The following is a 19,806-nucleotide window of genomic DNA, read 5'->3' as shown; positions in this document are numbered from 1 at the left end:
CAATCGTCGGGCAGCATTTGCTTATCGCATTAGAGTGAGTGGTGGCTCTGTCCGCAAAGGAGACATCACCGCTACCAAATGGAATTCAAGGCCACAACACAAGGTGCTGACAATCACCAACCAAGCCCTACTTTATATTGGCGCTGATCTAAAATCAGCGCGGTTCACTCACCGAGAGGAAGCACGGCAGATCTCAAGCCAGAGGTTTCAGAGCCGTGTAATACCCCTCCAGAAACCGGACAACTACAGTGGCGACACTCCAACGTTTTAAGGCACTGACTTTGTCTATATGCAGAGCCCAAACCCCGGCCCCGCAACCCCAATCAAAACTAATTTGAAGAGGATAAGCCAACGGCCTCCATTTGCGTCACTGTTTCCTGCGTTCGTCATTTTGTCGATGCTGCACTGCAGCTTTCGCAAAGTGGGCGTTCGAACAGGCGTAACTTTCTGTGCGAGCGGTGTAAATCGCCATTGCGCCTGGGCATTCTTCAAACGATGATTTGCCAGTCATGACCAAGCTCTTTTCCTTTCGCGACGACCCTGCCGTTCCCGATTTCGATGACTGCGCTCCGGTTGCGGTGATGGATGGCGAATGCGCCGTCTGTAGTTGGGGCGCTCGGATGATTCATCGGCTCGACCGATCGGATACGGTTCGCATTTGTCCGATCCAGACACCATTGGGAGCGGCGCTTTTGCGGCACTATGGGCTAAGCTCGGACGACCCTTCGACCTGGCTATTCATCGACGAGGGCTTGGCGTATGCCGATTTTGAGGCGGTTGTTCACGCTGGGCGACGTTTTGGCGGCTGGGGGCGCCTGGCTGGGGCCCTGAAAATCCTACCCAGACCACTGCGCAACTGGCTCTATCAGCGCCTCGCGCGAAACCGGTACGCGCTGTTCGGCCGTGCTGATATGTGCGCTGTGCCAGACCCAGGTTTCCAGCGGCGTTTGCTGCGATGAAGGTTCTGATTCTCGGAGGCTACGGGGTATTCGGCTCCCGGCTGGCGCGGCTGCTGATGCGGGATGGGCACCTCGTCTGCGTCGCCGGGCGCAATCGTGCCGCCGCGCAAAATCTGGCGAACGAACTGGGTTGCCAAGCGCTTAGGATTGACCGCACCGGAGAATTGACCGCGCTGGCTGACTTCGATGTCGTGGTCGATGCCGCTGGACCTTTCCACAGCTACGGGGCCGACCCCTACAGCGTGCCACGCGCGGCAATCAGAGCCGGTGTACATTACCTCGACTTGTCCGACAATGCCGCCTTCTGCGCCGGGATCACGGTGCTGGATGACGCAGCCCGCGCCGCTGGACTCTGCGTCATATCAGGGCTTTCTTCGGTTCCCGCAATCTCCAGCGCCGCCGTGCGCGCGTTGGCGGGCGACGCGACTCCCCGGGTGATCGATACCGCGATCCTGCCCGGCAATCGCAGCCCGCGTGGCTTGTCGGTAATGAGGTCGATCCTCGCGCAAGCCGGGCAGCCAATGCAGGTTTGGCGTGGCAGAGAGTGGCGCCGCGTTTGGGGCTGGTCAGGCCCCCGCACCTATCACCTACCCGGAAAACTGAGCCGTCAGGGCTGGCAAATCGAGGTGCCCGACCTGCAACTGTTCCCAGCGCATTTCGGCGCCGAAACGGTGCTGTTTCGCGCCGGGCTTGAGTTGGGCGTGATGCGCTACGGACTCGCCGTATTCGCCGCCCTGCGCCGGGTGTTGCCATTCCCGGTTTCTCCACCATTGGTTCGGGCATTCAAGTTGGCGTCCGATCTACTGGCACCCTTCGGCAGCGGGCGCGGCGGAATGTCGGTGATGGTGATCACCGGCCAAGAGAAGCGCTATTGGCGTCTTTTGGCTGAAGATGGTGACGGTCCCTTCATTCCAGCCATCGCAGCGCGCGCGCTGTTGCGCCGCGCCGCACTGCCAGGGGGTGCCCGTCCGGCGCTGGAAGTCATCACGCTTAAGGAAGCCGAAGTCGCGATGTCGGACCTGCGCGTGCGCACTGAACGCGCCAGCGAGCCGCTTGCTCCGATCTTCGCCCAGGCACTTGGACCCGATTTCGACGCGCTCCCAGCACCGATCCGAGCGACGCATATGACCGCCGATTGCAGCCGTTGGAAGGGACGCGCTAAAGTTCTTCGTGGCAATGGGTTATGGGGTCGCGTTCTTGGCGGAGTCTTCAGCTTTCCGCAGGCCGCCAAAGACATCCCGGTAGAGGTCATCAAAACCGTCACTCCTACGGGGGAGACTTGGCTACGCCGCTTCGGCCAGCGCAATTTCCGATCACGTCTGGCCGCGACACCGGCAGGAATGACTGAGAGCTTCGGCCCCTTCACGTTTCTTCTGGGGCTAGAGGTACGCGACAGCGCGCTGCACTATCCCGTCGTAACTGGTAGGCTCGGTCCCCTGCCGCTACCGCGCTGGTTGTTGCCGATCTCCGAAGCCCGAGAATATGTCGACCGCAACGATTTCCGATTTGACGTGAAGCTGCTCGCCCCACTCACCAATGAGCTGTTGGTCCACTATCAAGGGGTGCTTCGTGAAGCATGAGGTGAGACCTTTCGACTGGACTCCGTTGGCCCGCATATCTGAAGCATCAAATATAGAGGTCACCCATAAGAGGCATTCGGCACCCAATTGGCTTTCTGCGCGCGCATAGCCGCCATTCGCTGCAACGGCGCCTATGGCCGCTTGCGGATGGGCGGCACCCAGAAAGGTGAAGTGGTTGGCCGGGGCAATCTCGATATAGGTTGCATCGGGAAGCCGGTTTCGGGTCGAAGTGGAATTCGCTGCGGATACGCCAAGGTCCGCTGTGGCAGAATGGAGGCAAGTGCTAAGTTCTTACAGTGCCAGCTCTGAACCCTCTTCACAGTATTTTGTTCGCCCAAAGTACTGGTTGGACATCATTTACTCAAACTGGAGAGCGATCCGACCGGCTAGCCGCTTTGATGCTTCTGGATCGTGACTAGGTAAATAAACTGTGGGATGTTTGTAAGCGTAGGCGAGAATCTTTCGGTGAGTCTCGAGTTCTGCATCGATGTCGGTTCCGACGCCGTCGGCGATCATCCCGATTAAATTGTTCTCAGTATAGGACGTGTCGCCAGCGAACATAATGGTCGCGTCACCTTCTTTTACCAATACGGACAGGTGCCCAGGCGCGTGGCCCGGCGTTGGAATGAGCGTCACATCACCTGCACACGTTAGTTTCGTATGGCCCGGGAAGGGTCCCAGGGGCCCATCGCCAAAGTTTACACGTGTCGGAGCAAAGCCACGCGGCCAGCGTTGGTTGAGGTAGCCGTTCAAACGGCCCTTTAGCCCGGAGGCAAAATCCCATTCATCCTGGGATACGAGAAATTCCGCGCACGGGAAATGATGCAGACCGCCGTCATGATCCTGATGCAAATGGGTCAGAATGACCCAACGCACATCTTTCGGGTCCAAACCTAGCGCGCGCATTTTGGGACCGATCTCTTCTTCTTCTGATATGTCGAAATGTGCGGCCCGCTGAACCAATGGCATAAACGGTGGGAAATAGCGTGACTTGTTGGCGTCATGCGGAATGCCCGTATCAATGACAATCTTGCCTTCAGGATGCTCGATAACCCAGACGTAGATTGGCAGCCAGTCGGTCATGGTTTTGTCAAACAGGGCGTTCAATAGGCGTCTGAAACCCTTTCCCTCTCCCGCGATCCAACGTTTGGTTACGCGGACCCGCCCGGCTTCGATTGCGTGTATTTTCATCTCCGCTCCTCCAGTTTGTCTGGTTGATCAGCTGCTTTAGTTAGCAATCGCTAACTTTACGTAGAAAATTTTTTATCCTAAAGCCTTGCCCAGAATCCTCTCAACTTCGTTCAAATGCGACAAAGCCGTGCCGGGAAGGTTGCCGAAGAACTTCTGACGCGTGACTTGCTCAAGAATGCCGGTGACAACCGCCATCTGCATGGTGATCTCGGCGTCGGACTCCACGGTCCCCTCCGATCGGCCAAGTTCGATGATTTCCCGCAAGAGCGAAAGGATTGTTTGGTCCTTCATCTCTTTCGGCATGTTTGGCCAAAGGGCCATAAGGTTGTCGGTCGCAAAAATTGTTGCATCGGGGTGTTCGTCATAGACCCGTAACCTATTTTTCAAAAGCGCGCGAAGTTTTGCGCGAAAACCGCTTTCTTTCCCTACGTCATTTCGCAGACTGAGAACATGATTTCGGTAGAGCCTTTCAAACAGGACCAAAGCAAGTTCATCCTTTGTCTTGAAATGCTTATAGAGCGCCGGGTTGCTCAATCCGGTGGCTTTCGCGATATCCCTGATGGAGGTCGCGGACATCCCTTTATGGGCAAACAGACGCAATGCTTCGCGAAGCATCAGCGCCTTTCCCGGCGCATCGCTGTCAAGAATAAAGGGCGGATTAAAACTCATAGCCCTAAAGTTAGCGAATGCTAACTTATGCGTCAAGCCGAATGCACTTGCCCCTCGCTTCGGACCACCTATTGCAGTCTGGCCAGTCAATGCAGTCATTCGCGCAACCCGCAGCATCAGGAAATTTGGCCTCACTGCGGATCTCGGAAGCGCCGCATCGCGGCTTCCCGGAGCTGCCATTTGCCGCACGAACTATACGTGTCATGTGCGCCCTTCGCCTCCCCGTGAAGGGGAGGCCGGACATCGAACCAACGACAGCGGCCGTTTCCAAGTGCTTTTATCCGAAACCGATTCGGCCGTTGTCGAACCTTACAATGAGCAAAACGCTCTCCGACACTTCGACAAACGCCTGCCGAACGAAGTCGAGAGCTGGTGTGCTCACCCCTGCCAGACCAAGGGCGATGCCGCCGACGCGGAATACCGTTGCCCGTTCGCCCAACATGACCACACCCGCAACGACGGTAATAACCGGTGAGAGAGAGTGGATCAGGGTGGCTTTTGCGACCGGCAAGGGCGAGGGTTGATCACATGCCCTCCGCCCGCACCTTCGTGAACCGTGTCGCTCGCCTTAAACATGCGCGTCGCCCCGCAAGTCCCGCATTGCGTTGGCCTGCAGCTGCTTCAACGGCAATCGAGGAACAGGTGCAAGAGGCAATGGGCAGTGGCGTGCTGGACCGCGACTGTCCTCTGGCCCAGAACGATGGGCGCACGGGGAACTATGCTGACGAAACCCGCATGGCTGGTTGCGCATACCGCGCCGCTCAAGCTGCCCCGACAGCGGCGGCACAGCCGCAGACCGCACTGGGCCAAAGGGGGGAAGGGCGACATCGCTGTGGCGCCAGCACAGCCAGTGGCCCGTAATGATCTCGGCTGGTCGGGCTTTTGCGAGCCAGTGCTCAAGGCATGGCCGTTTGACGGAGGCAAGCGTCGGAAATCCGCCCTCGATCTGGATTACAACCTGCCCCGTGTGATGAGGCAGGTAGGGTAGTGCGTGGGCATGAGCCGCGCCAAGCAGTTTTGAAGCGATGACGAAATCGGGGTCCGCATGTGCCCTGAGTGCAAGAAACCGCCTGACAAGCGGCGATAATAACCCACAACCTTCGCGATTGGAGCGGCGCACGGAGAGCGATCTCGCCAGCCGCTCGAGGCATAGCGGTTCAGTCCCACGCTAAACGCAACAACCGCAGTCAGGGAGGGGTAAACTACCTTCTTCACGCGCGAAATGCTCTGGAACATCGGCTTGAGCACGGGGAGATTGTGGAGTTCCGCCCGGAGCCAATGCAAGTGAATATTGGGCAACGTACTCTCCTGCTCGACTGCTTTTTTCTCAAGTGTATTGCAGTGGTCGACAGGGGTGTAACTTATGATCCGCCCACTCGACATCTTGGGACAGAGATAGAAAACAAGACCATCCAAGAATTCGCTCGCGTAGTCATCGACTACCTGAAGACGGTGTTTGAAGAGGCCCAAAACATCGGCAGGCGGTAGGGTGACTTCGGCTAGCACCTTACGATCGTCTTACGGGTGAGTTCTCGAAATATCTCGGAAAATACCAAGCGCACTGTAGCCAATTGTTTTTAAATGGAAAAAATGGTGGAGCCTAGCGGGGTCGAACCGCTGACCTCTTGCATGCCATGCAAGCGCTCTACCAACTGAGCTAAGGCCCCATCCGATGGCGTTTCCGCCGTCAATGCGCGGTATTTATGCAAAGGCGCTTTTGGGTTCAAGCCTAAAAAGGCGCCTTTGCAAAAAATTCAGCGCCGCTTAGTCGTCGTCGTCAGCGGCGACATCGGCGATCTCGTCCAGCGACACATCATCTTCGTCGTCATCGTCCAGAACATCATCGCCCAGATCGACATCAACGTCGTCATCATCTTCAAGAACCGCATCCGCGTCATCGACCAGATCGTCCTTCATCGCGGCTTTGTCTTCTTTGTCGGCAACCATGGTGCGCGACGCTTTACCGGTATCGAGGTTCACAACCTCACCCGTATAAGGGCTGACCACCGGATCGGCATTCAGGTCGTAAAAACGTTTACCAGTCGTCGGGCAGACGCGTTTAACGCCCCATTCTTCCTTGGGCATGTAAAACCCTTTCCGTTCTGTCTAAGTCGTGCGAGATTTGCCGCCAACTGCCACATGTGTGCAGAGGTGTCAAAGGCTTTTCCCTTTATGAGCGGATACCGTGGCAAATGTAAGGAAAAAAGGAACCAAATGTTCTGGTCAAAACAGGCAAACAGGCTGACGGAAACGGAACTGGTTGATCTGGCGGGCACACCGGAAGTGTCTGTTTTGCTGCGCCCTTCTGCGCGGGCACGGCGGCTATCCCTACGAGTCTCGAAGCTGGATGGGAAGGTGACCTTGACCGTCCCGCATGGCGCATCACGCCGCGAGGCCATTCGCTTTGTTTCAGAACGCGCCGATTGGATTCGCAAACATCTGGCAGACACGATGCCAGAACAACGCCCGATCCTCGGCGCCACGCTCCCGTTTCTTGGACAGCCACATCAGATAACCGAGGCCCCGATACGGGTTGCGCGAATCCGTGACGGCCGGTTTCTTGTGCCACCCGGTGATCCAGACAAAACCGCCGTCCGGCTTGAAGCACTATTGAAACGCGAGGCGCGGGACCGGTTGGCGCGTGCGAGTGATCATTACGCGGAAAAGATTGGCCGCCAATTCGGTCGCTTGACGCTGCGCGACACGCGTTCGCGCTGGGGCTCGTGCAGCTCACAAGGTAACCTGATGTATTCATGGCGGTTGGTCATGGCGCCCGAGGCGGTGCTGGACTATGTCGCCGCGCACGAGGTGGCGCATCTGGTGCATATGGATCACTCATCCGCATTCTGGGCGCAGGTTGAAACCATTTGCCCGTCCTATCATGCGCCTCGGCAGTGGCTGCGCGACCATGGCACAAGTCTGCATCGCTATCGCTTTCGCGATTGACCGAACGGGCGTGTTGACGCCACGCTAATTTGTGATCACAATTACACTATGCAGGCTCAAACCCGTTCACAAACCGATACGTCCAGCGCCCATGAACGCGTTTATCGCAGCCTGCGCGCACGGATCATGCACGGAGAGCTGGACCCCGGCCAAAGCCTGACCATCCGTGGCATCGGCAAGGAATACGATGTCTCGATGACCCCGGCCCGCGAGGCTGTGCGCAGGTTGGCCGCAGAAGGCGCGCTGACCCTGTCCAGTTCGGGCCGCGTGTCGGCGCCCGACCTGACGGCGGAACGGATCGAGGAACTGGCCGCGCTGCGATCCCTTCTGGAACCGGAACTGGCCGCCCGCGCCCTGCCCCGCGCCCATATGGCGCTGATCGACCGGCTGCGCGCCATCAACGTGCGGGTGTCGGAATGTGTCACCAAGCAGGACGCGGTCGGGTATCTGCGCACCAATCTGGAATTTCATCGCACGCTCTATCTGCGCGCGCAGGCCCCCGCGATTCTTGCGGTGGCCGAAACGGTGTGGCTGCAACTTGGCCCGACCATGCGCGCGCTTTATGCCCGTCGTCAACGCACCGACCTGCAGCGCCACCACCGGATGATCTTGTCGGCATTGGCGGCCGGGGATGAACCCGCGCTGCGGCTGGCGGTGCGCACGGATGTGACGCAGGGGCTGAAAATGCTGGTGGCCGACTGACAGCGACAACCATCACCCCAGATGGAACCCCCGAAATTCTTTCACCGTGGACAAGCTGAGCAGCGTTTTCATCTGCGCGAAGGATGGGATTGAGGACAGGCGGTCCCGGTAAAGTTTCTCGTAATCCTCGGTGTTTCGTGCCGCCACACGCAGCAAGTAATCGAACTCGCCCGAGATCAGGTGGCATTCCAAAACCTCGGGCATTTCTAGGATGGCAGCCTCGAACGCCTGAATATCTTCGCGCCGCTGGCTGACCAGCTTGGCCTCGATGAACACCTGAATTTCCAACCCGATCGCCTTGCGGCTCAGGCGGGCGGCATAGTTGGTGATGGCCCCCTCCGCTTCCAACAGCTTGACCCGCCGGTGGCAGGCCGAGATCGACAACCCGACCTTTTCAGACAGTCGCGCCATCGAAATCGCGCCGTCCTTCTGAAGAATGGAAAGAATTCTAGTGTCTAGCTTATCCAACGTAAATTTTCCGAATATTTTTGCCTGAACAGTAGTTTTTACGTAAATCATCCCACTTTGCAAGAAATAAGGGAACCTTTTCAGATCGACCACTGCTAGGCTAGAGTTGCTTAACAGGCGAAAAATTCACCCAAGGGAGGAAGAAAATGTCCAACAAGATCGTCGTCGGATACGATGGCAGCGACAGTTCGAAAGCGACGCTGGATTTCGCGGTCGAACTGGCAAAATCACAGGGCGCGGCCATCGTCGTCGCGCATGTGCTGGAATGGTCGCCATACTCGTTCCTGACACCCAACGAGCTGGAAGAGCGCCATAAACGGCGCGGGGAAGAGCTGGAGCGCGCGGAAAAAGCCGTGCTGGCACCTTTGGTCAAAGGTCTGTCCGACAGCGGGGTCGAAGTCACAACGGCGCTAAAATACGGCGGCATCGCAGACACATTGTGCGACATCGTTAAAGCCGAGGGCGCCTCTCAAGTGATCGTCGGGCGCACCGGCAATTCGGGCCTGTCCTCGCGCATCTTCGGCTCGGTCGCGGGCACACTGGCGCAAATCTCGCCGGTGCCCGTCACCATCGTTCCTTAAAAACAATGCGAACAGGGATAGTTATGAACAACAAACTCAAGGCAGCGGCTTGGGCCGCACCGGCCATGCTGGCAGCGACAGCGCCCGCAATGGCCCAATCCATGGACCAGAAAATCAACGATATGTTTGCCAGCTCAACCGGCTGGTTCGTCAATTTCATCTTCAGCCCCTTCCCCGGCACATCCTTTCCATGGATCGTGGCGTGGCTGGTGATCGCGGCAACGATCTTCACGATCTATTTCGGCCTGATCCAATTTCGGGCATTTCCACATTCAATCTCGCTGGTAAAGGGTGACTACTCCGACCCCAACGACGCGGGCGAGGTCAGCCACTTCCAGGCGTTGGCCACCGCCCTGTCGGGCACGGTCGGGCTTGGCAACATTGCAGGTGTCGCGGTTGCCGTGGGTATCGGCGGGCCGGGTGCCACATTCTGGATGATCCTCGCGGGTCTGATGGGGATGGCGTCCAAGTTCACCGAATGTACCTTGGGGGTGAAATACCGGAACGAGTATGACGACGGCACCGTGTCTGGTGGCCCGATGTATTACATGACCAAAGGCTTCGCCGAACGCGGTCTGCCCGCTGGCAAATTCATGGCGGTTCTGTTCTCGGTTTTCTGTATTCTGGGCGCACTGGGCGGCGGGAACATGTTCCAGGCCAACCAGGCGCACGCACAGATCACCAACGTGGTTGGTGACTTCCCCGGCTGGATCACAGGTATCATCTTTGCTGGTATCGTCTTTGCCGTGATCGTAGGTGGTCTGAAATCCATCGCCAGCGTGACCGAGAAGGTGGTGCCGTTCATGGGTGTGCTCTATGTGCTGACTGCCCTGATCATCATTCTGATGAACGCAGATATGATCGGCTGGGCTTTTGGCCAGATCTTCGCGGGTGCCTTCACGGGTCTTGGCGTTGCCGGTGGTATGGTTGGCGCACTGATCCAGGGGTTCAAACGGGCAGCGTTTTCAAACGAAGCCGGTGTTGGCTCGGCAGCCATTGCCCACTCGGCCGTGCGCACGAAAGAACCGATCACAGAAGGCTTCGTATCACTGCTTGAACCCTTCATCGACACGGTCGTCATCTGCACCATGACTGCGCTTGTGATCATCATCACGGGTCAACTGGTCAGCGATCCTGCAACGGGTATGTATCTGCTGGACGAAGGTGGGGCGACCATCCAAACCGTAGATGGCAACAAGGGCGTGGCGCTGACCTCGGCCGCCTTCTCGTCCGCGTTTGGCTGGTTCAAATACGTGCTGGCGATCGCGGTGATCCTGTTTGCGTTCTCGACGATGATCAGCTGGTCCTACTATGGCCTGAAGGCCTGGACCTTCCTGTTCGGCGAAGGCCACACGAAAGAGATCGTCTTCAAGGTGATCTTCTGCATCTTCGTCGTGATCGGCGCTTCGGCCAACCTTGGCCCGGTGATCGACTTCTCGGACGCGGCGATCTTCGCCATGGCGGTCGTGAATATCGTGGCCCTGTACTTCCTGATGCCAATCGTGAAGCGTGAGTTGAACAGCTATCTGTCGCGCTTGAAGTCAGGTGAGATTCACAAATTCCACTGATCTGACAGAAAACAGACAGCGCCAAAACACGAAAGCCACCGGAGCAATCCGGTGGCTTTTTTCATAGGGGTTCCGGTGGGATTACGCGTGAATCGCCCCATCCCCGCAGGCCAGCGCCGCTTCGCGCACCGCTTCCGAGAAGGTCGGGTGGGCGTGGCAGGTGCGGGCGAGGTCTTCGGCAGAGCCGCCGAATTCCATCAGCACACACGCCTCATGGATCAGCTCACCTGCGGCGGGGCCCATGATGTGAACGCCCAGCACGCGGTCGGTTTCTTTGTCCGCCAGAATTTTCACGAAACCTTCGCCTTGGAACACGGCTTTCGCACGGCCATTGCCCATGAAGCTGAACTTGCCAACCTTGTAGGCGCGGCCTTCATCCTTCAACTGTTCCTCGGTCTTGCCGACGGACGCCACCTCGGGCGCGGTATAGACGACGCCCGGAATGACATCGTAATTCACATGCCCCGCCTGACCCGCAATCGCTTCGGCCACGGCCATGCCTTCGTCTTCGGCTTTGTGGGCCAGCATCGGGCCTTCGATCACGTCGCCAATGGCCCAGACCCCATCGACCGAGGTCTTCCAATGATCCGTGGCGATCTGCCCGCGTTCGGTCATTTTCACGCCCAGCGCGTCCAGCCCCAAACCCTCGACATAAGGACGGCGCCCGGTGGCCACCAGAACGACGTCTGCATCCAGCATCTCTTCCGCGTCGTTCTTGCGTAATTTGTAGTGCACCTTCGCCTTCGTTTTGGTGGCGTCCACCTTTTGAACCGCAGCGCCCATGACAAACTTAAGCCCTTGTTTTTTCAGCGCACGCTGGAAGGTTTTGGCCAGATCGCTGTCCATTCCCGGCGTGATCGCATCAAGGAATTCGACCACCGTCACCTCGGTGCCCAGGCGCGCATAGACCGAGCCCATTTCAAGCCCGATCACACCGGCACCGATCACGACCATCTTCTTCGGCACCTTCGGCAGTTCCAGCGCCCCGGTCGAGGTCACGACGACCTTCTCGTCGACCTCGACGCCCGGCAGGCTGGACGGCTCGGAGCCGGAAGCGATGACGATATGCTTTGCCTTGTGCACCTCGTCGCCCACCTTGACCTGACCAGCGGCAGGGATCGACCCCCAACCCTTCAGCCAATCGACCTTGTTCTTCTTGAACAGGAACTCGATGCCCTTGGTGTTCTGGCCGATCACGTCATCCTTATAGGCCAGCATCTGCTTCCAATCGACCGAGGGGCTTTTGCCCTTCAGGCCCATCTTGGCGAAGTTATGCTCGGCCTCGTGCAGGCTGTGCGAGGCATGAAGCAATGCCTTCGAGGGGATGCAGCCGACGTTCAGGCAGGTGCCGCCCAAGGTCTCGCGCCCTTCGACACAGGCGGTTTTCAGACCCAGTTGGGCACAACGGATCGCGCAGACATAGCCGCCCGGACCACCGCCGATGATGATTACGTCATAGTCTGCCATGTGTCTTGTCCTTTCATTTGGGGTCCGGGCGTGGCCTCTGTCAGCCCCCGCCCGGCGCGCCCCGGAGCATGTTTTTACCTAGTGATATTCATATGAGCGCCGAGATCAACATCACCGCCGTCGCGATCAGCCCCACGGCCCAGATCAGCGACCGCCACGGCGTCCAGCCGAAAAGGTAAGCGGGAAGATAGACGATCCGCGCAGCAAGATAGAGATAGGCGCAGGTTTGGGTGGTTGCGGTGGATTGCCCCGATACGGTGACCACCACCACGGCGGCGGTGAACAGGATCAGCCCTTCGAAATGGTTGTTCAACGCCCGCTGCGCGCGCCCCGCCTTGCCCGTCAACTCGCGCGGCGTATCGCGCGGAGAGGCCGCGTATTTCGACCCGACCTGCATCTGCGCCAGAACGGAGTAGATGCAGAACTGGACCACTTGCAGCAGGCCTGCGAGGGCGAGGATGGTGAGTTCGGGGGTCATGTGTGCTTAGCCCCAGCTTGCTCATGTCTTCCGCAACTTTCAACGTAAACGTCGGTGAAACTGCTGTAGCCTAATTCGCACTCGATCATTTCATGTTTCTCCTTGGCCCTACCTGCTTTCGTCTAATTCATCGACGTCTATGAACCAGGTGATCAGCCACATACCAAAGTTACCGAAAAAACCGATCTGCCAAACCTTCCAGCCTGACACAGTCACTTGGATATTTCCAAACATAGGAACGAATATTCCCACGAAGAACATCACAAAGAATACCGCCCAAACCATTGTAAACAAATGGGACAGAGGACTCTCAGCATATGACGCTAACAGCTTCTCTCGCTCGATTTTGCGAAAAAGTAGATCCCAAATGGTTTTGATTATCACCGCGATCACTATACACGTAACAATTAGAACCATCTGAGATACTTCTCTTCCTTCACAAATCCATCAACAACCGACGTGGATCTTCCAGCGCCTCTTTCACGCGCACAAGGAAGGTCACGGCGCCTTTGCCGTCGACAATACGGTGGTCATAGCTGAGCGCCAGATACATCATCGGGCGGATCACGACCTCTCCGTTGATCGCCATCGGGCGGTCCTGGATCTTGTGCATGCCAAGGATGCCCGATTGCGGCGGGTTCAGGATCGGCGAGGACATGAGCGAGCCATAGACACCCCCGTTCGAGATGGTGAAGGTGCCGCCCTGCATTTCCTCCATCGACAGTTTGCCGTCGCGGGCGCGTTTGCCTTTCTCGGCAATTGCCTTTTCGATCGCGGCAAAGGACATGGCGTCCGCATCGTTGATCACCGGCACGACAAGACCCGTAGGCGTACCGGCGGCGACGCCCATGTTCACATAGTTCTTGTAAACGATGTCGGTGCCGTCGATTTCCGCATTCACTTCCGGCACTTCTTTCAGAGCGTGACAGCAGGCCTTGGTGAAAAACGACATGAAGCCCAGGCGCACGCCGTGCTTCTTTTCAAACTCGGCTTTGTATTCGTTGCGCAGGGCCATCACCTCGGTCATGTCCACCTCGTTATAGGTGGTCAGCATGGCGGCGGTGTTCTGGCTGTCTTTCAGACGGCGCGCGATGGTCTGGCGCAGGCGCGTCATCTTCACGCGTTCCTCGCGCGCGGCATCCCCGGCAGGACGTGCGGGAGCAGGTGCGGCAGCGGGGGCAGGCGCAGCTTTCGGCGCGGCAACGGCGGCGGCCACGTCATGTTTCATCACGCGACCGTCGCGACCCGTGCCCTGCACGTCGCCCGGTTTCAGACCGGCCTCCGCCATGGCTTTCTTGGCGGACGGCGCGTCTTCGACATCCTTGCCGGTGGTCGCGGTGGTGCCCTGCGCTTCGGCAGGCTTGGCAGCGGGCGCAACGGCCCCGTCTGCGCTACCGCTGATTACCGCCAGCTTGGCCGAGGCATCGACCGTGGTGCCTTCGGCGGCCAATATCTCGGTCAGCACACCGGCGGCAGGCGCGGGCACTTCGACCGAGACCTTGTCGGTTTCAAGCTCGCACAGCATTTCGTCCTGTGAAACGGCGTCGCCGACTTGCTTGAACCAGCTCGACACCGTGGCTTCGGTCACGCTTTCGCCAAGGCTGGGCACCATGACATCGACGCTTTGCGCCTCATCGCCCGAAGCGGCAGGTGCGGCGTCGGCCTTCGCCTCGTTCGCGGGGGCCGGAGCAGCCCCTTCGCCTTCGCCAATCGTTGCCAGAAGCGCATCAACACCCACTGTTTCGCCTTCGGCGGCGACGATTTCGCCCATCACGCCAGCGGCGGGTGACGGAACCTCTACCGTGACCTTGTCGGTTTCAAGCTCGCAGAGCATTTCGTCCACGGCCACGGCATCGCCGGGTTTCTTGAACCATGTGGCGACGGTCGCTTCGGTGACGCTTTCCCCCAGAGTGGGAACCCTTACTTCGATGCTCATGGCTTAATTTCCTTCCATGTTCAGCGCCGCGTCCACGAGCGCCTCTTGTTGTGCTTTGTGCTGTGATGCCAGACCTGTGGCGGGCGACGCCGATGCCGGGCGACCGGCATAGACGGGCCGCGTATGCTTGGCCCCGATCCGGGTCAGCACCCATTCAATATTCGGTTCAACAAAGAACCAGGCACCCTGGTTCTTGGGCTCTTCCTGACACCAGACAATCTCGGCCTGTTTGAAGCGTTCCAGTTCTTTCACCAGCGACATTGCGGGGAAGGGATAGAACTGTTCAAGCCGCAACAGATAGATGTCGGTGATGCCGCGACGGTCGCGCTCTTCCAACAGGTCGTAATAGACCTTGCCCGAACACATCACCACGCGCTTGATCTTCTTGTCCGTGACCAATTTGGCCTCGGACCGGCCCGTGCCGTTGTCGCGGTCGCCATCATCCCACAAGACGCGGTGGAAGCTGGAGCCCTCGGTGAAGTCCGTCGCATCCGATACCGCCAGCTTGTGACGCAGAAGCGATTTCGGCGTCATCAGGATCAAAGGTTTGCGATAGCCGCGATGCAGCTGGCGCCGCAGAATGTGGAAATAGTTGGCGGGCGTGGTGCAGTTGGCCACGATCCAGTTGTCGCCACCACACATCTGCAGGAAACGCTCCAGCCGGGCCGAGCTGTGCTCCGGTCCCTGCCCTTCGAACCCGTGCGGCAGAAGGACTGTCAGGCCCGACATGCGCAGCCATTTTGACTCGCCGGACGAGATGAACTGGTCGAACATGATCTGGGCGCCGTTGGCGAAGTCGCCGAACTGGGCCTCCCACATCACCAGCGCGTTGGGTTCGGCCAGCGAATAGCCATACTCGAACCCCAACACCGCGTATTCCGACAGCATCGAGTCGATGACCTCATAGCGCGACTGCCCCTCGCGGATGTGGTTCAGCGGGTAATAGCGTTCTTCGTTGTCCTGATTGATCAGGCCGGAATGGCGCTGGCTGAACGTGCCGCGCGTGGCATCCTGACCCGACAGGCGCACCGGGAACCCTTCGGTCAGAAGTGACCCGAAAGCCAACGCCTCGCCGGTCGCCCAGTCAAACCCGGTGCCGCTTTCGAACATCTCTTTCTTGGCCTCAAGCAAGCGACCCACGGTTCTGTGCAGGGGGAAACCCTCGGGCACCGTGGTCAGGGCCTTACCGACCTCGGCCAGTGTGTCCGACGAAATCTCGGTCTTGCCGCGCTGGTATTCATCGCTTTCCCGCTCAAGATGCGACCAGCGCCCATCCAGCCAATCGGCCTTGTTGGGTTTATAGTCTTTCCCGGCCTCGAACTCTTCGTTCATCTTGGCCTGGAAGGCGGCTTTCATATCCTCAATCTCTCCCGCCGGGATCAATCCGTCATTCACCAGCCGATCCGTATAGATCTGAAGGGTGGTCTGATGCTTCTTGATCCGCTTGTACATCAACGGGTTGGTGAACATCGGTTCATCGCCTTCGTTGTGACCGAAGCGGCGATAACAGAAGATATCCAGCACGACGTCCTTGTGGAACTTCTGGCGGAATTCAGTCGCAACGCGCGCGGCATGCACAACGGCTTCTGGGTCATCACCATTCACGTGGAAAATCGGGGCTTCCACCATCAATGCGATATCCGTCGGATAAGGCGACGAGCGGCTGAAATGCGGCGCGGTGGTAAACCCGATCTGGTTGTTCACAACGATATGCATCGTGCCGCCGGTCTTGTGACCCACCAGACCAGACAGGCCAAAGCCTTCGGCGACGACCCCCTGACCGGCAAAGGCCGCATCACCATGCAGCAAGATCGGCAACACCTGATCGCGGTCATGGTCGTTCATCTGTTCTTGCTTGGCGCGCACCTTTCCCAGCACGACCGGGTTCACGGCCTCAAGGTGGGATGGGTTCGCAGTCAAGCTCAGGTGCACGATATTGCCGTCAAATTCACGATCCGAGCTGGCGCCGAGGTGATATTTCACATCGCCCGAGCCATCGACCTCTTCCGGTTTAAAGCTGCCGCCCTGAAATTCGTTAAAAATCGCGCAATAGGGTTTTTGCAACACGTTCGCCAGCACAGACAGGCGCCCCCGGTGCGGCATCCCGATCACGATCTCTTTCAGGCCAAGCTGACCGCCGCGCTTGATGATCTGCTCCATCGCGGGGATCAGCGCCTCGCCCCCATCAAGGCCGAACCGCTTGGTGCCCATGTATTTCACATGCAGGAACTTCTCGAAGCCCTCAGCCTCGACCAGCTTGTTCAGGATGGCGCGACGGCCTTCGCGGGTGAACTTGATTTCACGGTCGAAGCCTTCGATCCGCTCTTTCAGCCATGCCGACTGGCCGGGGTCTGAAATGTGCATGTATTGCAACGCGAACGTGCCGCAATAGGTGCGTTTCACGATCTCCAGAATCTGCCGCATCGAGGCGACTTCCAGCCCCAGCACGTTATCGATGAAGATCGGGCGATCCATGTCCGCGTCGGTGAACCCGTAAGAGGACGGATCAAGCTCGGGATGGTCCGAGGCTTCGCGCATTCCCAGCGGATCCAGATCGGCGGCCAGATGGCCCCGGATCCGATAGGCACGAATGATCATCAGGGCGCGGATCGAATCCAGCACCGCGCGCTTGACCTGATCATCGGACAGTTGAACACCCTTTTCAGCCGCCTTGGCTTCGATCTTCTTGCCCGCCGCCTTGGCCTCGGCCACCGGCTCTTCCGGCCACTGGCCGTCCAGTCCATGAACCCGGTCACCGGTTGGCATCGGCGGCCAGTCGGCACGCGCCCAGGACGGGCCTGCCGCCTCGGCGGTGACGTCGCCGCCGTCATCCCCAAGTTCGGCAAAAAACGCCTGCCACGCGGCATCCACCGCGTTCGGGTCGCGCGCATATTGGGCGTAAAGCTGTTCAAGATACTCAGCGTTGTGACCTTGCATGAAGCTTGAAGCATGGAAAAGGTCGTTGGGGCTTTGATCCGTCATGGGTTCACCTGAAAATTGGTAAACGCGCGCCCCGATTAAGGGCGCGCGAAGTGCTTTCTTTATTTGCCGATGGCTTCCAGAACGGCCTCGCCCAGCGTGGCGGGGCTGTCTGCGACCACGATGCCAGCCGAACGCATGGCTTCGATCTTGTCTTCGGCGCCGCCTTTGCCACCGGCAACAATCGCGCCAGCGTGACCCATGCGGCGGCCCGGAGGTGCCGTGCGGCCAGCGATGAAGCCAGCGACCGGCTTCCAGCGGCCTTTCTTCTTCTGTTCGGCCAGGAACTCAGCAGCTTCTTCTTCTGCCGAGCCACCGATTTCACCGATCATGATGATCGACTGGGTTTCGTCATCGTCCAGGAACATGTCCAGCACATCAATGTGCTCGGTGCCCTTGATTGGGTCGCCGCCGATGCCCACCGCGGTCGACTGGCCCAGACCGATGTCCGAGGTCTGTTTCACAGCCTCATAGGTCAGGGTGCCGGAGCGCGACACAACACCAACCGAACCACGTTTGTGGATGTGGCCGGGCATGATGCCGATCTTACAGGCGTCCGGCGTGATGACACCGGGGCAGTTCGGGCCGATCAGGCGCGATTTTGAGCCCTCCAAGGCACGCTGAACGCGCATCATATCCAGCACCGGAATGCCTTCGGTGATGCAAACGATCAGTTCCATCTCCGCATCAATCGCCTCAAGGATCGAGTCCGCTGCGAAGGGCGGCGGCACGTAGATCACGGAAGCATTGGCTTCGGTGACGTGCTTGGCTTCGTGAACCGAGTTGAAGACCGGAAGATCCAGATGCGTCTGCCCACCTTTGCCCGGCGTGACACCGCCGACCATCTTGGTGCCATACGCAATGGCCTGTTCCGAGTGAAAGGTGCCCTGCGAGCCAGTGAAGCCCTGACAGATGACCTTGGTGTTTTCGTCAATAAGAACTGCCATTGTCTTAACCCTTCACCGCTTTCACGATTTTCTCAGCACCGTCCGACAGGTTGTCGGCTGCGATCACATCAACGTCTGAATTGTTGATGATGTCTTTACCGGCTTCCACGTTGGTGCCTTCCAGACGTACGACCAGCGGAACCTTCAGGCCCACTTCTTTCACGGCTGCAACCACGCCCTCGGCGATGACGTCACAGCGCATGATGCCGCCGAAGATGTTCACAAGGATGCCCTTTACGTTCGGGTCCGAGGTGATGATCTTGAAGGCTTCGGTCACTTTCTCTTTGGTCGCACCGCCGCCCACGTCAAGGAAGTTGGCAGGCTCAGCACCGTAGAGCTTGATGATGTCCATGGTGGCCATTGCCAGACCAGCACCGTTCACCATGCAGCCGATTTCACCGTCCAGAGCGATGTAGTTCAGGTCGTATTTCGACGCTTCCAGCTCTTTCGGGTCTTCTTCGGTGGTGTCGCGCAGCTCGGCGATGTCCGGGTGGCGATAAATGGCGTTGCCGTCGAAGCCAACCTTGGCGTCCAGCACTTTCAGATCGCCGCTGTCAGACACGATCAGCGGGTTGATCTCCAGCATCTCCATGTCTTTCTCAACGAAAGCCTTGTAGAGCTGACCCATCAGTTTCACGCATTGCTTGACCTGCGCGCCTTCCAGGCCCAGCGCGAAGGCGATGCGGCGGCCGTGGAAGCCTTGATACCCCGTCGCGGGATCGACCGAGAAGCTCAGGATTTTTTCCGGCGTCGCGGCGGCGACTTCCTCGATGTCCATGCCGCCTTCGGTCGAGCAGACGAACGAAATGCGCGAGGTTTGGCGGTCAACCAGCAGAGCAAGGTAAAGCTCGCGCTCAATGCCGGACCCGGCCTCGATATAGATGCGGTTGACCTGTTTGCCTGCCGGGCCGGTCTGGTGGGTCACAAGGGTGCGGCCCAGCATCTTCTTGGCTTCCTCGGCGGCTTCTTCCACCGACTTGGTCAGGCGCACACCGCCTTTTTCGCCAGCGTCAGCTTCCTTGAAGGAACCTTTACCGCGGCCACCTGCGTGAATTTGTGCTTTGACCACCCAAAGCGGTCCGTCGAGTTCACCTGCGGCGGTCTTGGCTTCTTCTGCTCTCAAAACAGCGCGCCCGTCGGAAACAGGGGCACCGTAGGATTTCAGAAGGGCCTTCGCCTGGTATTCATGAATGTTCATGAAATCATCCTATCCAGTTGGTCCATTTGGTCGCGGACACCATGCACAACTGCGCGGATGGTCGAAAACACTTTCTGCTGATTAGGTGGATTTTTGCGCTAAACCCGGCAATTTGTGATCACACCCGAAAAAACTGT

The 19,806-nt window shown here is 58.5% G+C and carries 17 protein-coding genes and 1 tRNA gene; 7 read left to right on the top strand and 11 right to left on the bottom strand.

Annotated elements, in window-relative coordinates; genetic code table 11:
- Nucleotides 1-509: 509 nt before the first annotated feature.
- Nucleotides 510-959, top strand: a complete 450-nt coding sequence (locus J3R80_RS04835) for a DUF393 domain-containing protein (RefSeq protein ID WP_275392626.1) — start codon at nt 510-512, stop codon at nt 957-959.
- Nucleotides 956-2,539, top strand: a complete 1,584-nt coding sequence (locus J3R80_RS04830) for a DUF4166 domain-containing protein (RefSeq protein ID WP_275392625.1) — start codon at nt 956-958, stop codon at nt 2,537-2,539. The genes J3R80_RS04835 and J3R80_RS04830 overlap by 4 nt, the downstream gene beginning before the upstream one ends.
- A gap of 357 nt (nt 2,540-2,896) precedes the next feature.
- Here J3R80_RS04830 and J3R80_RS04825 read toward each other — a convergent pair whose 3' ends face one another.
- Both J3R80_RS04825 and J3R80_RS04820 read right to left on the bottom strand, forming a co-directional pair.
- On the bottom strand, nt 2,897-3,622 hold the full coding sequence (locus J3R80_RS04825; protein ID WP_275392624.1) for an N-acyl homoserine lactonase family protein: 726 nt from the start codon (nt 3,620-3,622) through the stop codon (nt 2,897-2,899).
- 180 nt (nt 3,623-3,802) lie between these two features.
- On the bottom strand, nt 3,803-4,498 hold the full coding sequence (locus tag J3R80_RS04820; RefSeq protein ID WP_275392623.1) for a TetR/AcrR family transcriptional regulator: 696 nt from the start codon (nt 4,496-4,498) through the stop codon (nt 3,803-3,805).
- 429 nt (nt 4,499-4,927) lie between these two features.
- On the opposite strand from J3R80_RS04820, the gene J3R80_RS04815 reads away from it, so the two are divergent.
- On the top strand, nt 4,928-5,260 hold the full coding sequence (locus J3R80_RS04815) for a hypothetical protein (RefSeq protein ID WP_275392622.1): 333 nt from the start codon (nt 4,928-4,930) through the stop codon (nt 5,258-5,260).
- Between the two features lie 730 nt (nt 5,261-5,990).
- On the opposite strand, the gene J3R80_RS04810 is transcribed toward J3R80_RS04815, so the two are convergent.
- Nucleotides 5,991-6,066 (bottom strand) — tRNA-Ala (locus J3R80_RS04810).
- A gap of 97 nt (nt 6,067-6,163) precedes the next feature.
- A complete protein-coding gene (locus J3R80_RS04805) occupies nt 6,164-6,484 on the bottom strand; it encodes a TIGR02300 family protein (protein ID WP_275392621.1) in 321 nt (106 codons plus the stop codon).
- Nucleotides 6,485-6,613: 129 nt separating this feature from the next.
- Between J3R80_RS04805 and J3R80_RS04800 the strand changes: the two genes are divergently transcribed.
- Together J3R80_RS04800 and J3R80_RS04795 are read left to right on the top strand one after the other, a co-directional pair.
- A complete protein-coding gene (locus J3R80_RS04800) occupies nt 6,614-7,345 on the top strand; it encodes a SprT family zinc-dependent metalloprotease (protein ID WP_275392620.1) in 732 nt (243 codons plus the stop codon).
- A gap of 48 nt (nt 7,346-7,393) precedes the next feature.
- Nucleotides 7,394-8,047: a GntR family transcriptional regulator gene (locus tag J3R80_RS04795; RefSeq protein ID WP_275392619.1), complete on the top strand. Its 654-nt coding sequence runs from the start codon at nt 7,394-7,396 to the stop codon at nt 8,045-8,047.
- Nucleotides 8,048-8,059: 12 nt separating this feature from the next.
- On the opposite strand, the gene J3R80_RS04790 is transcribed toward J3R80_RS04795, so the two are convergent.
- A complete protein-coding gene (locus J3R80_RS04790) occupies nt 8,060-8,566 on the bottom strand; it encodes an Lrp/AsnC family transcriptional regulator (protein WP_275392618.1) in 507 nt (168 codons plus the stop codon).
- Between the two features lie 95 nt (nt 8,567-8,661).
- On the opposite strand from J3R80_RS04790, the gene J3R80_RS04785 reads away from it, so the two are divergent.
- Nucleotides 8,662-9,096 (top strand): universal stress protein, encoded by a 435-nt coding sequence (locus tag J3R80_RS04785; RefSeq protein WP_275392617.1) that lies wholly within the window; start codon nt 8,662-8,664, stop codon nt 9,094-9,096.
- A 23-nt stretch (nt 9,097-9,119) separates the two neighbouring features.
- Complete coding sequence (locus J3R80_RS04780) at nt 9,120-10,664, top strand: alanine/glycine:cation symporter family protein (RefSeq protein ID WP_275392616.1); 1,545 nt, start codon at nt 9,120-9,122, stop codon at nt 10,662-10,664.
- A gap of 81 nt (nt 10,665-10,745) precedes the next feature.
- On the opposite strand, the gene lpdA is transcribed toward J3R80_RS04780, so the two are convergent.
- The 6 genes from lpdA to sucC all read right to left on the bottom strand — a co-directional run bounded on the left by lpdA (nt 10,746) and on the right by sucC (nt 19,669).
- A complete protein-coding gene (gene lpdA / locus J3R80_RS04775; RefSeq protein ID WP_275392615.1) occupies nt 10,746-12,131 on the bottom strand; it encodes a dihydrolipoyl dehydrogenase in 1,386 nt (461 codons plus the stop codon).
- Nucleotides 12,132-12,219: 88 nt separating this feature from the next.
- On the bottom strand, nt 12,220-12,609 hold the full coding sequence (locus tag J3R80_RS04770) for an MAPEG family protein (protein ID WP_275392614.1): 390 nt from the start codon (nt 12,607-12,609) through the stop codon (nt 12,220-12,222).
- Nucleotides 12,610-13,045: 436 nt separating this feature from the next.
- Nucleotides 13,046-14,545, bottom strand: coding sequence for a 2-oxoglutarate dehydrogenase complex dihydrolipoyllysine-residue succinyltransferase (gene odhB, locus J3R80_RS04765; RefSeq protein ID WP_275392613.1), 1,500 nt, complete (start codon nt 14,543-14,545; stop codon nt 13,046-13,048).
- A 3-nt stretch (nt 14,546-14,548) separates the two neighbouring features.
- Nucleotides 14,549-17,527: a 2-oxoglutarate dehydrogenase E1 component gene (locus tag J3R80_RS04760; protein WP_275392612.1), complete on the bottom strand. Its 2,979-nt coding sequence runs from the start codon at nt 17,525-17,527 to the stop codon at nt 14,549-14,551.
- 59 nt (nt 17,528-17,586) lie between these two features.
- Nucleotides 17,587-18,471 carry a succinate--CoA ligase subunit alpha gene (sucD, locus tag J3R80_RS04755; protein ID WP_275392611.1) on the bottom strand — a complete coding sequence of 295 codons (885 nt, stop codon included), beginning with the start codon at nt 18,469-18,471 and terminating at the stop codon, nt 17,587-17,589.
- A gap of 4 nt (nt 18,472-18,475) precedes the next feature.
- Nucleotides 18,476-19,669, bottom strand: coding sequence for an ADP-forming succinate--CoA ligase subunit beta (sucC, locus tag J3R80_RS04750; RefSeq protein WP_275392610.1), 1,194 nt, complete (start codon nt 19,667-19,669; stop codon nt 18,476-18,478).
- Nucleotides 19,670-19,806: the final 137 nt, after the last annotated feature.

Origin of the sequence: Aliiroseovarius sp. Z3, assembly GCF_029105185.1 — a bacterium.
Classification (GTDB): Bacteria; Pseudomonadota; Alphaproteobacteria; order Rhodobacterales; family Rhodobacteraceae; genus Aliiroseovarius.
This window is presented reverse-complemented; position numbering and strand designations above follow the sequence as displayed.

What these genes read in the sequence shown, in the direction of transcription:
- J3R80_RS04790 (WP_275392618.1), bottom strand. Translation starts at nt 8,566, where the DNA reads ATGATTTACGTAAAAACTACTGTTCAGGCAAAAATATTCGGAAAATTT.
- J3R80_RS04830 (WP_275392625.1), top strand. Translation starts at nt 956, where the DNA reads ATGAAGGTTCTGATTCTCGGAGGCTACGGGGTATTCGGCTCCCGGCTG.
- J3R80_RS04820 (WP_275392623.1), bottom strand. Translation starts at nt 4,498, where the DNA reads ATGACTGCATTGACTGGCCAGACTGCAATAGGTGGTCCGAAGCGAGGG.
- J3R80_RS04795 (WP_275392619.1), top strand. Translation starts at nt 7,394, where the DNA reads ATGCAGGCTCAAACCCGTTCACAAACCGATACGTCCAGCGCCCATGAA.
- J3R80_RS04805 (WP_275392621.1), bottom strand. Translation starts at nt 6,484, where the DNA reads ATGCCCAAGGAAGAATGGGGCGTTAAACGCGTCTGCCCGACGACTGGT.
- sucC (WP_275392610.1), bottom strand. Translation starts at nt 19,669, where the DNA reads ATGAACATTCATGAATACCAGGCGAAGGCCCTTCTGAAATCCTACGGT.
- J3R80_RS04760 (WP_275392612.1), bottom strand. Translation starts at nt 17,527, where the DNA reads ATGACGGATCAAAGCCCCAACGACCTTTTCCATGCTTCAAGCTTCATG.
- sucD (WP_275392611.1), bottom strand. Translation starts at nt 18,471, where the DNA reads ATGGCAGTTCTTATTGACGAAAACACCAAGGTCATCTGTCAGGGCTTC.
- odhB (WP_275392613.1), bottom strand. Translation starts at nt 14,545, where the DNA reads ATGAGCATCGAAGTAAGGGTTCCCACTCTGGGGGAAAGCGTCACCGAA.
- lpdA (WP_275392615.1), bottom strand. Translation starts at nt 12,131, where the DNA reads ATGGCAGACTATGACGTAATCATCATCGGCGGTGGTCCGGGCGGCTAT.
- J3R80_RS04815 (WP_275392622.1), top strand. Translation starts at nt 4,928, where the DNA reads ATGCCCTCCGCCCGCACCTTCGTGAACCGTGTCGCTCGCCTTAAACAT.
- J3R80_RS04770 (WP_275392614.1), bottom strand. Translation starts at nt 12,609, where the DNA reads ATGACCCCCGAACTCACCATCCTCGCCCTCGCAGGCCTGCTGCAAGTG.
- J3R80_RS04835 (WP_275392626.1), top strand. Translation starts at nt 510, where the DNA reads ATGACCAAGCTCTTTTCCTTTCGCGACGACCCTGCCGTTCCCGATTTC.
- J3R80_RS04825 (WP_275392624.1), bottom strand. Translation starts at nt 3,622, where the DNA reads ATGACCGACTGGCTGCCAATCTACGTCTGGGTTATCGAGCATCCTGAA.
- J3R80_RS04780 (WP_275392616.1), top strand. Translation starts at nt 9,120, where the DNA reads ATGAACAACAAACTCAAGGCAGCGGCTTGGGCCGCACCGGCCATGCTG.
- J3R80_RS04800 (WP_275392620.1), top strand. Translation starts at nt 6,614, where the DNA reads ATGTTCTGGTCAAAACAGGCAAACAGGCTGACGGAAACGGAACTGGTT.
- J3R80_RS04785 (WP_275392617.1), top strand. Translation starts at nt 8,662, where the DNA reads ATGTCCAACAAGATCGTCGTCGGATACGATGGCAGCGACAGTTCGAAA.